The 14,465-nt window shown below is 60.3% G+C and carries 8 protein-coding genes and 2 pseudogenes; 8 read left to right on the top strand and 2 right to left on the bottom strand.

Going from position 1 to position 14,465, the window contains the following annotated elements:
* Positions 1 to 20 precede the first annotated feature (20 nt).
* The 3 genes from ACWKWE_RS09885 (at position 21) to ACWKWE_RS09875 (ending at position 7,533) form a co-directional block, all read left to right on the top strand.
* Entirely contained in the window at positions 21 to 6,431 is a 6,411-nt protein-coding gene (locus ACWKWE_RS09885) for a two-partner secretion domain-containing protein (RefSeq protein ID WP_483850378.1), read from the top strand.
* On the top strand, positions 6,431 to 6,763 hold the full coding sequence (gene imm40 / locus ACWKWE_RS09880) for an Imm40 family immunity protein (protein WP_483850377.1): 333 nt from the start codon (positions 6,431 to 6,433) through the stop codon (positions 6,761 to 6,763). The genes ACWKWE_RS09885 and imm40 overlap by 1 nt, the downstream gene beginning before the upstream one ends.
* Before the next feature lie 149 nt (positions 6,764 to 6,912).
* The gene (locus ACWKWE_RS09875; protein WP_483850376.1) at positions 6,913 to 7,533 is read left to right on the top strand and encodes a hypothetical protein; all 621 of its coding nucleotides are present in this window, start codon (positions 6,913 to 6,915) and stop codon (positions 7,531 to 7,533) included.
* A 49-nt stretch (positions 7,534 to 7,582) separates the two neighbouring features.
* Here ACWKWE_RS09875 and yaaA read toward each other — a convergent pair whose 3' ends face one another.
* Positions 7,583 to 8,362 (bottom strand): peroxide stress protein YaaA, encoded by a 780-nt coding sequence (yaaA, locus tag ACWKWE_RS09870; protein WP_483850375.1) that lies wholly within the window; start codon positions 8,360 to 8,362, stop codon positions 7,583 to 7,585.
* A gap of 300 nt (positions 8,363 to 8,662) precedes the next feature.
* Here yaaA and ACWKWE_RS09865 point away from each other — a divergent pair.
* The 5 genes and pseudogenes from ACWKWE_RS09865 to moaE form a co-directional block, all read left to right on the top strand.
* Positions 8,663 to 9,826, top strand: a pseudogene (locus ACWKWE_RS09865) (polysaccharide deacetylase family protein); the annotation flags it as partial.
* Between the two features lie 413 nt (positions 9,827 to 10,239).
* Positions 10,240 to 11,634 (top strand): PhoH family protein, encoded by a 1,395-nt coding sequence (locus tag ACWKWE_RS09860; RefSeq protein WP_166596385.1) that lies wholly within the window; start codon positions 10,240 to 10,242, stop codon positions 11,632 to 11,634.
* Between the two features lie 124 nt (positions 11,635 to 11,758).
* The gene (moaC, locus tag ACWKWE_RS09855) at positions 11,759 to 12,241 is read left to right on the top strand and encodes a cyclic pyranopterin monophosphate synthase MoaC (RefSeq protein WP_166596386.1); all 483 of its coding nucleotides are present in this window, start codon (positions 11,759 to 11,761) and stop codon (positions 12,239 to 12,241) included.
* A 5-nt stretch (positions 12,242 to 12,246) separates the two neighbouring features.
* Positions 12,247 to 12,492 (top strand): MoaD/ThiS family protein, encoded by a 246-nt coding sequence (locus tag ACWKWE_RS09850; RefSeq protein WP_483850478.1) that lies wholly within the window; start codon positions 12,247 to 12,249, stop codon positions 12,490 to 12,492.
* Between the two features lie 2 nt (positions 12,493 to 12,494).
* Positions 12,495 to 12,950 carry a molybdopterin synthase catalytic subunit MoaE gene (gene moaE, locus ACWKWE_RS09845; protein WP_483850374.1) on the top strand — a complete coding sequence of 152 codons (456 nt, stop codon included), beginning with the start codon at positions 12,495 to 12,497 and terminating at the stop codon, positions 12,948 to 12,950.
* 116 nt (positions 12,951 to 13,066) lie between these two features.
* Here moaE and rhlB read toward each other — a convergent pair.
* Positions 13,067 to 14,359: pseudogene (gene rhlB / locus ACWKWE_RS09840) on the bottom strand (ATP-dependent RNA helicase RhlB); the annotation flags it as partial.
* Positions 14,360 to 14,465 lie beyond the last annotated feature (106 nt).

Below are 14,465 nucleotides of genomic sequence, written 5' to 3'. Positions count from 1 at the left end.
TTCTCTGGATTTTTTTGAACATGGATTTTCGCCACCTGCTTTTTCTGGCGCGCCAGCCTTCGGCCGCGCTGACCCCTCGCGACCGTTTCTGCGGTCTTCCCAAGCGCGGCCTGGCGCTGGTTCTGGCCAACGCGTTGTTCTGGCAACCGCTCTGGGCTCAGGCCCAAGGCATCGTGGGCGGTCCCGGCCAGCAACAGGCGGGCAACGGCGTGCCCATCGTCAACATCGCCGCGCCCAACGCGCAGGGCCTTTCCCACAATCAGTTTCAGGACTACAACGTGGGCCCCGAGGGGCTGATCCTCAACAACGCCACCGGCCCGATCCAGTCCACGCAACTGGGCGGACAGATTCTGGGCAACCCCAATCTGCGCGAGCAAGCCGCCGGGGTCATCCTCAACGAAGTCACCGGCAGTCACCCGAGCCAGTTGCGTGGCGCCACGGAAGTCGCCGGGCAAGCAGCCCACGTCATCGTCGCCAACCCCCACGGCATCACGTGCAGCGGTTGCGGCTTCATCAACACCCCGCGCGCGACGTTGACCACAGGCAAGCCGGTGATCGAAGGCGGCACTGTCGGGCGCTTTCAGGTCGAACAGGGCGAGGTCGCGGTGGACGGCGCGGGGCTGGACGCAACGGCGGTGGACCGCTTCGACATCATCGCCCGCTCCGTGAAGATCAACGCGCAGATCAACGCCCGCGAACTCAACGTCGTGGCCGGTCGCAATCGGGTCGATGCACAAAGCCTGGACGCCCAGACGCTGCCCGACGATGGCAGTGAAAAGCCGCAAGTCGCCATCGACTCCTCGGCGCTCGGCGGGATGTACGCCAACACCATTCGATTGGTGGGCACCGAAGCCGGGGTCGGCGTCCGTCTGGCAGGCGATGTGGCCGCCAGCGCGGGGGATCTGCACCTGGACGTGAACGGCCATCTGACCCTGGCCAACGCCTCGGCGGCATCGGCGATTCGCATGCAGGCTCAGGACGTGGCTCTCGAAGGCGAGCGGGTCAACGCGCCCGTCGTCGAGATTCGCAGTGCCGGGGAAGTGACGAATCACAGCACGCTCACCGCGCGTGACCGGATCGCAATCACTGCCCAGAAGCTTAAAAACGAAAGCGACATCCGCGCCACCGATGTTGCCGTCAACATCAAAACGCTCACCAATCGCAAGACCCTCGCGGCCGAACGCACCCTGACGATCAATGCCGAGCGTATCGACAACCAAGGCGGCACGTTACGCGGTCAGCAGATCGGAGTCGTGAGCCGCGACCGTCTCGACAACCGGGGTGGGGTGATTGCGGGAAGTCAGGTCTCGGTGTCGACCGCGCTGCTGGACAACGGGCGACTGGGCGAGGCCGCCGGGCAACTGACGAGTCTGGTCGATGACCTCGTGCTGTCCGTCGACACGCTGCTCAATCAGGCCGGTTCGATCTTTGCCAAAGGCGCGGTGCGTTTCGAGGGCTCGACCTTCGACAACCGTGAGGGGCAGGTCGCGGGTGGCTCGCTGGACCTGAAGGTTGGCGAACACTTGCTGAATCAACGCGGGATTCTCGAAGCCAACGACGATTTCAGCCTGCGCGCCGCCGCACTCGACAACGGCGGCGGGATGATCAACGGGCTGGGGAACAGCCATCTTGCGCTGGGTTCGGTGACGGCGCTGGGTGCTGTGCAATTCGCAGGTTCTTCCCGCTTCGACGTCGAACACGATCTCACGTTGAATACCGGAGAGCGGCTGTTCAGCGGCAATGGCTTGGCGCTGTCGGCCGCACGCTTGAACAACGCAGGCGAGATTCTGAGCGACGGCGATCTCAACCTCGCGTTCCTCGGGGACCTGCGCAACAGTGGCCTGATTCAGACGCTGCAACGCCTGACCCTGTCCGCTGGCGATCTGCAGCAGACCGGTGGCCGCCTCGCCAGCGCGGGAGACGCGACGCTCACGCTCAGCGGTCTGCTCAATAACCTCGGTGTCCTGACCGCCAGCCAAAGCTTGCGGATCAACGCTGCGCAAATCGAAAACCACGGCACCCTCGGCGCTCAGGGCGCGGTGACGCTTCAGGCGCAAACCGGCATCGCCAACCACGCTGACAGCCTGCTGTTCAGCGGCGACGACATGGCCTTGTTCGGCCCGCGCTTCAGCAATCTGTATGGCGACGTCTACAGCCAGGGAGACCTCCATTTCAGCGGGCTGGACGGCGGTTTTGCGGAGGCGTTCAGCAACCGCTCCGGCATGGTTGAAAGCGAAGGCAATCTCTCGCTCAGAGCGCGGCTGGTGGAAAACGCCAAGGCCGAATTCGAACTGGGCCGCGAGCGGGTGGCCGGTGATCTGGACTGGGTCTGCGGCCAGCACTGCGGCGGCCACGACAGTTTCAAGCGCGGCCTGATCACGATTCTGCAAACCTGGATCGAGCGCGCCATCAAGGATTCGGCATCGGCGCGGTTGGTTGCCGGGCAATCGATGAACATTGAGGCTGATCGGGTCGAAAACCGCTACAGCCTGATGGCCGCGAATGCAGATCTCACCATCACGGCACAGCACCTGCTCAACCTCGGCGCGAGTGCCCGCATCGGCGAAAACATCACGCAGATCGGCACGCCGGGACAGATCGACACCGCGTACTGGGACCAGATGGAGTTCGTCGACATCCCTGCGTTCAAGGCCGCATTGGCTGCCGGAAATTTCGATCTCGCGTGGTTCGAACTGCTCAAGTCACGCTCCGGCGACGACCGATTCGAAGAACTGAGCAACGTCACCGAATGGCGCGACAGCGGCGAGACCTACGCTGCGACGCTGCAATCGGGCGGCAAAATGACGCTCAACGTCGCCCGCAGTGTTCAGAACGGTACGGTCCGGGAAAACACCCTTGCGCAGTTGACCGGGCAGGTCGGTGACGACGCGCTGGGTGCCGTGGACATCGATTTGAGCAAGCGCGTTGCGGATGGCGACGTACTCAATGCAGCAGGATTCGACCCGACCTCGGCCAGCGGTTTTCGCCTGCCCCAAGGTGACTACGGCCTGTTCATCAAGAGCCAGGACCCGAGCGCTCGGTATCTGGTGGAGCGCAACCCGAACCTCACCGACCTCGGCCAGTTTCTCGGCTCCGATTACCTGCTCGGCCTGCTGGGCTACAGCGCGGACGGGGCGTGGCGTCGACTGGGCGACGGCTTTTACGAGTCGCGTTTGGTTCGTGACGCAGTAGTGGCGCGCACCGGTCAGCGCTTTCTCTCGGATGATCTGACCAGCGATGAAGCGCAGTTTCGCTACCTGATGAACAACGCTGCGGCGAGTCAGGAAGCGTTGAAGCTGAGTATGGGCGTGGGGTTGTCTGCCGAGCAGGTCGCTGCGCTCACGACCGACATTGTCTGGATGGAAAACCGCGTTGTCGATGGCCAGACCGTGCTGGTGCCGGTGCTGTACCTGGCGGATGCCGAGAAGCGCAGTGTGCGCGGCAATGCGCTGATTCAGGGGCGCGACGTCGAGTTGCTCAGCGGCGGCGATCTGCTGAGCACCGGCACGTTAAGAGGTCAGGAAAATCTTGCCGCCAGCGCCGGTGGCAGCCTCTACCAAGGCGGTCTGGTCGAGGCGGGCAAGCACCTGACACTGCTGGCCCAAGACAGCATCCGCAATGCCATGGCCGGGAAAATCCTAGGCAGCGACGTCAGCCTTTTGGCCATCAGCGGCGACATCGTCAACGACCGCACCGCGATTCAGGTCCGCGACGGCGCAGGCATTCGCACGATCATCGATGGGCCTGGCGTCATTGAAGCCAATGCCGGTCTTTTGCTGATCGCGGGACAGGACATCAGCAATCGGGGCGCGATCAAAGCGGGCACCGATGCGAGCCTTCATGCCGGTCGCGACATCAACCTGCTCGCCACGGTCAGCGCCCGGGAGCGACATGAGCTCGCGGACGGTGGCCATCGCTACACCGTCCGCACTGACATCGAAAACCTCGCCTCCACGCTCGAGTCGGGCGGCCACCTCAAACTAACGGCCGGGCGCGACATCAACGTCGTCGCCAGCCAGGCCAACGCCGCCAACGACCTGTCCCTCTCTGCCGGTCGCGACATCACGGTTGCCTCCGTCGCCGACGTCCACAGCCTGGAAACCCGCAGCAAGGACGGCCACACACGCATCACCGAACGCGACGAGCGCCAGACCCAGGTCGGCAGTGTGTTGCTCGCCGGTCAGGACGTTCGCTCCACCGCTGCCCGCGATACCACGCTGATGGCCAGCCAGATAGAAGCGGGGCGCGACGTCCAGATTCACAGCGGTGGACGGCTCGACCTGATCGCCGCGCAAAACAGCACATCGACCCTGTACGACATGCAGGAGAACGGCGGCTGGGGCGCCAAGAAAAGCCAGCGCGACGAAGTCACCAACGTCACCCACGTCGGCAGCGGCATCAAGGCGGGTGGCAACCTCAGCCTCGTCAGCGGCGGCGACCAGCGCTACCAGCAGGCAACGCTCGATGCAGGCGGCAACCTCACCCTCGACAGCGGCGGGGCGGTGACCTTCGAAGCGGTCAAGGACCTGCAGCAGGAAAGCCACGCCAAGAGCAAGAGCGACCTCGCCTGGTTCAGCATGAAAGGCGAGGGCCGCACTGACGAAACCCTTCGTCAGAGCGAGCTGATCGCCAAAGGCGCAGTGGTCATCAACGCCGTGCAGGGCCTCAAGATCGATGTGCAACACGTCGATCGGCAAACCGTCGGTCAGACCATCGACGCCATGGTGGCGGCCGACGCTCAACTGGCCTGGCTCAAAGCGGCCGAGGCTCGCGGGGATGTGGATTGGCGGCAGGTGGCCGAGATCCACGAGTCGTTCAAATACGACAACTCGGGGCTGGGGCCTGCGGCGCAGATTGCCATTGCGATTCTGATGGCATGGGCGGTGGGGCCTGCTGCGTTTGCCGCCGTTGCCGAAGCCGGTGCTGCCGCGAGTGTTGCCGCTGCCGCAGGTGCCATTGCGACCAGTGCCAGCACGACGGCCGCTGTTTCGGCCGTGAACAATCGCGGCAACCTCGGCGCAGTGTTCAAGGACGTCACGTCCTCCGACAGTCTCAAAAACTATGCCGTCGCGGGCGTTACCGCTGGCCTGACGTCCGGGTTGTTCAACGAGTGGACCGGCACTCACACCGACCCCGTCACCGGGAAGGTCACCGGCCCCGCCCTCAACACTTGGCAAGGCATCAGCCAGTTCGCCGCCAATCAATCCCTGCAAAACGTCACCTCCGCCGCGCTCGCCAAGGCACTGGGGCAGGGCGGGAACGTCAGCGACGGTCTCAAGAGCGCGCTGTTCAACACCCTCGCTGCTGCCAGTTTCAACCTCGTCGGCGACTACACCACCGGGACGCTCGAAACCGGCAGCGCCAGCAAAATCGCTATCCACGCCATGGTCGGCGGCCTGCTGGCCAAAGCCACCGGAGGCGACTTCAAAACAGGAGCCCTCGCCGCTGGCGCCAACGAAGCCCTCGTCGGCCACCTCGACGGCCTCGTCCAGGGTAATGAAGCGCTGCTGACCCTCAGCAGCCAAATGATCGGCCTCCTCGCCGCCGCCGCCCAAAAAGAGACCGACGCCGAAAAACTCCAGCAAGGGGTTTGGGTGGCGAAGAACGCGACGGAGTACAACTACCTCCTGCACAAAGACCTGGAGGCCATGCGCGGCGAACTGGCCACCAGCAAAACCGACGCTGAAAAGCGCCAGATTCACGAGAAATACGCGCAGCAGAACGAAGACAAAAACGCCGCGCTTGCCAACCTCTGCAAAACCTCGCCAGACACCTGCCGACAGATCTCCGCACAGCTCGAAGCCGACGACCCGAAGCTCCAGGCCCTCGCCAAAGAGCTTTACGCCCAAGGCGAGGTTCAGGAAGGCACCCTCATCGCGGCGTTCTTCCAACAGGAGAACCTGGCCGCAAGGCTGGAAATCGCCAGCGAACTCGGCGCGATCAAAAACGGAGAAGGCAGCCGGTTCTGGAACGAACTGGGCGCGGTGATGCTGGGGGCCGGGGGTGGAAGCTCGACGGCGAAGCCAGCGACCACAACGCCGAGTCGCCCTAGCCATCAGCAGTCGGAGAAAGATGTAGGGCGAGACCCTGGGCCGGATGCCCGGCCTCAAATGAGCTATAAAAACGAGCAGGGAGTGTCTGATGGTGGAAAAGAAAACTCTGTAGCGGCTGATTTTTTTGCAGGAACCAAGTACACCAATAAAGTGCTAGCTCAGATCAAGACAGGTGATCTCCATGCCTTCCCAGAAAGTGTAAAAACTTTCCAAACAGCTGGTCAGATAACGAAAATAACAGGTGGGGACGGTGTCGTAAGAGATAGGCTGCAAATTCCAGGTGAGTATCGTGGGAAGCAAGGAGTGTTCGAGTTCATAAAAGAGCCGGATGGGGCAATCAATCATCGTCTTTTCAAACCGAATCGGGAGAGTAGGTAATGAGTTTTATCTGGTCGCTGCAGGTTGATTCAATTCTGAGTTGTGGTGTTTATCTCGGTCATCTGGGGATAAAAAACTGGGCGCTGGAGCGCAATGATGCCATTCGGATAATTGACGAGTTTGAAGCTTTAGGAATTCCGGTGCTGGGTGGTGACGTGTATCAGTTGGTCGATGAGATTGCGGAGCAGACGTATGATAGTTGGCACTGCGATCAAGAGATTGGAGAGCTGGATGCGGTGTTTTTTGCGAGAAGTTTGGATAGGGCGAGGAGATATATTCATGGCTGTTCTGTAAGTGGAGCCCTGTTTGTATTTGTACCCAAACCTTCATGAGGGCGGGGCAGCTTTCGTAATGGCGGCGTGTGTCGAGTAATAGAAAGGCAGGGCTTATTTTTAAGGTAAATTGAGGAGTAACTCACCAAAAAACGCAAGGCACGGACGCATTACCAACGAATACTCAAACGTTAACATTAAGGATCGATGTGAAAAAATTAATCGCTGTTCTCTTCTGCGCGCTCGTACTCACCGGCTGCGCCGGGCAGAAATTCTCGGCTGAGCACCGAGCGCAAATCAAAACGGTGAAAGTGCTTCCCGTCCAATGGCAACCTGGCAACATCAGTTATTTCGGTCGTGCCCAAAATACCGGAATGGCGTTCGGCGGTGCATTGGGGGTTGCCGTCGCAAATATGCTTTCAACGTCCCCACAAGCGGAGATCGTCGAAATGGTCGATAACGAGAAAATCGATCTGGGTGAGCGTGTGAAACAGCATTTTGTTGCGGAGCTGGCCAAGAACTCTTCGTTCAAAGTGGTGGACGATGACACGACTGCCGATGCAAACATTCAGCTGACGGTTGACCACTGGGGGTTTCATATATCCCATGGTTTCAGCAGCGTGATTTATCCGGTGGTCAGAATAAACGCCGTAATGAAACGTGGAACGGAGCGCGTCTGGCAGCATGCCGAAGGCGTATCGCCATTCACTGCCGGGAATGATCACGGTTATGAGCCGGACAAGCTCGGCGCTGACGCCGAAACATTACGCGTGGCCCTCGACAGTGTCAGCAAACTGGCGAGTCAATCGTTGGCGAAAGAGCTGTTGTAACGCACTCATATGAACGGGCCCGTCATTCGAACACCGGCCCCACCGTTCCTTACTCCGCTCCTTCATCCCGCAAGAACACTAACTTGTCCGCCGTCGACAGTTCTTTTGCGTACCAATACCCCTGAACATCGAATTCCTTCAACTGTTCAGGCTTTTCAATGCGCTCGGAGATGACGAAACGGCTCATCATGCCGCGGGCTTTTTTGGCGTAGAAGCTGATGATTTTGTACTGGCCGTTTTTCTGATCGCGGAATTCGGTGTCGATGACGCGGGCCTTCAGGGCCGGGCGTTTGACCGCAGAGAAGTATTCGTTGGAGGCGAGGTTGAGCAGGACGTCGTCGCCCTGTTCGGCCAGCGCTTCGTTGAGCCATTCGCTGATGCGGTTGCCCCAGAACGCGTAGAGGTCTTTGCCGCGGCTGTTGGGCAGTTTGGTGCCCATTTCCAGGCGATACGGCTGCATCAGGTCCAGCGGGCGCAGCAGGCCGTAGAGGCCGGAAAGCATGCGCAGGTGCTGCTGGGCGTAGTCGAGGTCGGCGTCGGCGAGGGTTTCGGCGTCGAGGCCGGTGTAGACGTCGCCTTTGAACGCAAGGATCGCCGGCTTGGCGTTCTTCGGTGTGAATGCCGGGGTCCAACTGCCAAAGCGGGCGGCGTTAAGGCCCGAGAGTTTGTCGGACAGGTGCATCAGCTCCCCGATCTGCGCCGGGCTAAGTTCGCGCAGCTGGGTGATCAATTCCTGGGAATGATCCAGGTATTGAGGCTGGGTGAAGCGCTCAGTCGTGGGCGGCGTTTCAAAATCGAGGGTCTTCGCTGGGGAAATCACCATCAGCATGCGGTCGTCTCCTTTAATCGTGGGGGCGATTCTAGGGGTTGCGGGCGGAGGACTCCAGCTATGGTGGTGATAGGCCGCATCGGTGGGGCCATTTTCTGTGGGAGCGAATTCATTCGCGAAAAAGGGTACAGGCGATAAAGGGGCGTCGGCAGTACCACCTATCGCGAATGAATTCGCTCCCACCGGGGTTCACGGCAGGCCCGGAAGCCGGGGCAGCAAACGGAATTCCGGGTCGCATAAATCCGCTATAGTGCCTCGCCGGTTTCGGCTTCTTCGTTCAAGGATTGGGAGCACGTCGTTTTGCGCATGTTGTTATTGATCGGCGCCTGCTTGTTGGGCCTGAATGCCCAAGCGGCGACCGGGGATATCGCGACGATTGATCGCAGTGTCTGGCCCGAGGTGTTGGAAACACCACAGTTATTCGATGTGGCGTCCCGTGCCGAGATCCTGAGTTTCGCCCATCAGTTGCTGGAAAGTGAAAACCTCAGCGACGTTCAATTGGCGGATCGGCTAGGGCTGCGGCAGCTCAACCTGGCGTCGATGAACCTGATCCGCAACCGGATGTGGACACGCCTGTTCGAGAACTGGAAGGCCGCCGAGCAATCCTGTGAGGCCGATGCGTCGTTCTGTGTGTTGGTCGATGACGTGCCGATGCTGCGTCAGCGTGCGGCGGAATACAAAGTCGCCGACGATTCCTTCTATGCCCGCTGGGCAGCGCCTGCCGATGCGTTCAACCAGCGCTACCTGAGCGAACTGTTGCGCATGGCCGCGCTTTTCCCTCAGACCAGCAGCGAGATCGAGCGCTACAACTCGGACGAGTTGAGTGGCGACGAGATGCCGGATCGCACCTTCCTGCTCAATTTCGAGAGCGGTCCGACAGCTGCTGATGGCGCCACCGACTGGCTCGCGGATTTCATGCGTCAGCAGAAGATCAACGCCACGTTCTTCATACTCGGCAAGAACCTGCAAAACCGCATTGACAGCAGCTCACCCCAGGCGCTGCAAACCCTCTATCGCCAGCAATGCGTGGGCCTGCAGGGCTGGGAGTATCGCTCCCATGCGCACTGGAACGGCTGGCAGGATTCCATTGAGCGCAGCGCCGCGCTGGTCCAGCAAATGCTGCCGGACAACTTCGTGCCGCTGTTCCGTCCGCCCTACGGTCATCGTCGCGCCGACAGCGGACAGTTTTTCCGCGACCAGCAGCTGCGCGTGTCGCTGTGGAACATCGACTCCCAGGACGCCACCGGTCGCATCAGCGTCGAACAAACCGCCAATCGCGTGCTGACCCTGATGCTGCTCTGGCGTCGAGGCAATGTCGTGTTTCATGACAGCACCGACAAGGCGCAGCAGGCGGTGCCTTGGTTGATGGCCAACACCGCGCAGACGGGAATTGTCTGGGAGGACTGTCATATCTATCCGCAGCAGTTGTCGGACGAATCCGATCAGGACGAGCCCGAGGATGAGGATACCGACGAGCCTGCCGACGAGCCGCCTGCGAATCAGACGCAGGGGGGCACCGAACAAGCTGAAAAGCCCGAAACACAGGGAGAGTAGGGCGTTTTACGAGGGGCGCGGTGGGATTTTCCGAGGATTTCTCGCCGACCGGACTTCCGACTGTAAACGCGTGAGGGGCATCCGCCAAGGGCTATTCGTCTTGCTGTGAAATAAACTTCAAATTCCATTCAAAACGCTTTTTTATGTCATCGGTTTTGCGGTATTACGACAACAGACCGCCGAACCCTGCAACACAGGTGGCGTCCCCCCAGACTCCACTTTGCGCAATTTCCTCCTGCCTCAAGGGGGAAGCCTCGGCGGCCTTTTCGTAGCGCGGCATCACTGTGTGTCGCGTTATCTGGCTACTACAAAGGTGAGCGAGTATGGATGACCACGGACGCACCCCTTCCTCTAACCAGCCAATCCTCTATGTGCTCGATACCAATGTATTGATTCACGATCCAAACGCTCTGCTGAATTTCGAAGAACACCACGTTGCAATTCCCATGACGGTCCTCGAAGAACTGGACAAGCTCAAGGCGGGCAAGCACTCGGTCGCCGCAGAATGCCGCCAGGCTATTCGGTTGATCGACAAGACACTCGGTGAAGCGACCCCGGAGGAGGTCGAACAAGGCGTACCGATCGATCGCGGTACAGGTGTATTCAAGGGTTATCTGTCCATCCTGATGAGCAAGCGCGAAGAGCCCAACAGCCTTCTGCCCGAGCACCTGAACGACAACATCATCATCAACCAACTCATCGACATGCACGCGCGCAGAAAGGAAGTGCGCATTGTGCTGGTCACCAAAGACATCAACATGCGCCTCAAGGCGCGCGCCTGCGGCATCGAGGCTGAGGATTACAGCACCGACCAGTTGGTCGACGACGTATCGATGCTGTCTCGCGGCTATCACACCATGACCGGCTCCTTCTGGGACCGCGTGAGCAAGGTCGATACCCGTCAGGATCACGGCCGGACCTGGCACAAAGTGCAGATGACCGAGCAGATCCCGGCGGTCCACATCAACGAGTTCATCATCGACGAGCAGGGTTTCGTCGGCTGGGTCAAGGGCGTAAAGCCTGATGAATTGCTGCTGCTGGACATGCACCAGGAACCCTTGCTGCATCAAGAAGCCTGGGGGCTGAAACCACGGGATATCTATCAGGGGCTGGCGCTGTTCGCGTTGCTCGATCCTGATATCCATCTGGTCAACTTGTCTGGCGCGGCGGGGTCGGGCAAGACCATTCTGGCGCTGGCGGCTGCCATCGAGCAGACCATGGTCAGCAAACGTTATCGCCGCATCATTGCCACGCGTAGCGTGCAGGGGCTCGACCAGGAGATCGGCTTCCTGCCCGGCACTGAGGCGGAAAAAATGGAGCCATGGCTCGGCGCGATCACCGACAACCTCGAAGCGCTGCACATGGATGACGAAAACACCCATGGCAGTGTCGATTACATCCTCAGCAAAGTGCCGTTACAGTTTAAATCCCTCAACTACATACGGGGTCGCAGTTTCCAGCAAAGCCTGATTCTGATCGACGAATGCCAGAACCTGACGCCGCACCAGATGAAAACCATCATCACCCGTGCCGGTGCCGGTTCCAAGGTGGTCTGCCTGGGTAACCTGGCGCAGATCGACACCCCTTACCTGTCGGCCACGAGTTCCGGGCTGACCTACCTGACGGAGCGCTTCAAGGACTTCCCGAATGGCGTGCACATCACCCTGCAAGGGGTGCCGCGCTCGATCCTGGCGGAATATGCAGAAAGCCATCTGTAAATAGCGTCGAGTCTTAAGTTTCAAGCTGCAAGTGTTGGTCCGGCGTAGGGCCGATGCTTGTAGCTTGTAGCTCGAAACTCGCGTCTTGCCGCTATAATGCGGGCTCCTGTCCAGGAGTTATCCCGTGCTCACTCATCTCGATTCCCAAGGTCGCGCCAACATGGTCGACGTCACCGAAAAAGCCGTGACGTCCCGTGAAGCCGTGGCTGAAGCGCGCGTGCGCATGCTGCCCGAAACCCTGCAAATGATCGTCGCCGGAGGCCATCCGAAAGGGGACGTGTTCGCCGTGGCGCGTATCGCCGGGATTCAGGCCGCTAAAAAAACCAGCGACTTGATCCCCCTCTGCCACCCGTTGATGCTCACCAGCGTGAAGGTCGAGCTGAACGCCGAAGGCGCGGACATCGTTCACATCGTTGCCCGCTGCAAGCTCTCCGGTCAGACCGGCGTAGAAATGGAAGCCCTGACGGCGGCCAGCGTCGCGGCGCTGACGATCTACGATATGTGCAAAGCCGTGGATCGCGGCATGGTCATCGAACACGTTCGGTTGCTGGAAAAGCTCGGCGGCAAGAGCGGGCATTTCGTGGTCGATGAGACGGTGGGCGCGTAATGAGCATTCATGTGCAGGTCCAATATTTTGCCCGGTTTCGCGAGACGCTCGGCACGGAAAGTGAAACCCTCGAAGGCGCATTCGCTACTGTTGACGCGGTGCGTCAGCATTTGCTGCAAAGGGGCGGCGTGTGGGACGTACTGAGCGAGCAAAGCATCATGTGCGCGCGCAATCAGGAACTCTGTTCGTTGAATGAGCCGGTTGAACAGGGCGACGAAGTGGCGTTCTTCCCGACCGTCACCGGAGGCTGAACATGGCCATTCGAGTGCAGGCCGGTGCGTTCGATCCGGGCGCTCAGGTCAATGCCATGCACGACGCTAATGTGGGCGTCGGCGCGGTGGTGACCTTTGTCGGCTACGTGCGCGACTTCAATGACGACCGCGAGGTGTCGGGGATGTTTCTGGAGCACTATCCAGGCATGACCGAGAAGGCGTTGGGCAAAATCACCGATGAAGCGCAGCAGCGCTGGCCGTTGCTCAAGATCGAGGTGCTGCATCGGGTCGGGGCGCTGGAACCGGGCGAACCGATTGTGTTCGTCGGCGTGGCCAGCGCGCATCGTCAAGCGGCATTTGAAGCCTGCGATTTCGTGATGGATTATCTCAAGACCCGCGCGCCGTTCTGGAAGAAGGAAAACACGTCGCAGGGCCCGCGCTGGGTGGAAGGGCGGGAGAGCGATCACCAGGCGGCGGATCGCTGGAAGTCACGTTGATTCACCGCTGGGCCCTGTAGGAGCCAGCTTGCTGGCGAATGCGTCAGGTCAGTCACATCATCGTTGATTGACACGACGTATTCGCCAGCAAGCTGGCTCCCACAGTTTAGCGGCCGTTATTCAGATTCGGCCGCAGGCTGTGCCTTTTGCTTGCGCACCACCGCTCTGAGCAACTCGGTCGGCGGCATTTCGCAGCTGATCTTGCGGCCCAGTTTTTCTTCGATAGACGGCAACTGGTACGAATCATCCTCACCCGCGAAGCTGATCGACACGCCGTCAGCGCCAGCACGGCCCGTACGGCCAATGCGGTGCACGTAGTCGTCCGGCACTTCCGGCAGGGTGAAGTTGATCACGTGGCTGATGCCGTCGATGTGAATGCCGCGACCAGCAACATCCGTGGCCACCAGCACGCGAATCTTGCCCTCGCGGAAACCTTCCAACGTCTTGATCCGCTTGTGCTGCGGGACGTCGCCCGACAGCTGTGCAGCATTAACGCCATCGCGCACCAGACGCTCTTCGATGCGGCGCACTTCGTCCTTGCGGTTGGCGAACACCATCACCCGCGACCAGCCGTTGTCGTTGATCAGGTTGTACAGCAGCTTGTATTTGTCGGCCGCGGCGACCGCGTAAATATGCTGCTCGACGTTATCGCTGGCGACGTTCACGGATTCGATTTCGACGATGGCAGGATCGGTCGTCCACTGCTTCGCCAAGTTCATCACGTCATCGGTGAAGGTTGCGGAGAACAGCAGCGTCTGGCGCTCACCCTTATGCGGCGTCTGACGAATGATCGAGCGGACTTGCGGGATGAAACCCATGTCCAGCATGCGGTCGGCTTCGTCAAGCACCATGACCTCGACCATGTCCAGGTGCACTTCGCCGCGCTGGTTGAAGTCCAGCAGACGGCCAGGGGTGGCAACCAGAATGTCGCAGTGACGGGCTTCAAGCTGCTTGAGCTGCTTGTCGAAGTCCATGCCACCCACGAAGGTCATGACGTTGAGGTCGGTGTATTTGGTCAGCGCGGCGGCGTCTTTCGCGATTTGCACCACCAGTTCACGGGTCGGCGCGATGATCAGCGCACGGGGTTCGCCCATGTAGCGTTCTTTTGGTGGCGGAGTCTGAGTCAACTGCGTGATGATCGAGATCAGGAACGCGGCGGTCTTGCCGGTGCCAGTTTGTGCGCGACCGATGGCGTCCTTGCCTTTGAGCGTGAAGCCCAGGACACCCGCCTGAATCGGCGTGCAGTAAGGGAAGCCCAGGTCCTGAATGGCGTGCATCAATTCTGGGGCGAGCGGGAAATCATGAAAGCGGGTCTTGCCTTCCTGGGGTTCCACCACGAAATCTTCGATTTTCCATGGCACTGCGACAGGCTTGGGAGCGCGTTCACGGCGTGGGCGCTCGGCTTTGGGACGTTGCGGAGTGGGCTCGTCGCTGGAGTGCGATGGCGCCGGGGCTGCCACTGGCGTGGCGGTTTCCCGAAAAGCGCTTTCAGTCGGGCTGACGGAGGCGGGGAGA

Source organism: Pseudomonas salicis (assembly GCF_057128705.1).
The sequence above is the reverse complement of the archived record's forward strand: the minus strand, read 5'-3'. Positions and strand labels throughout refer to the sequence as shown.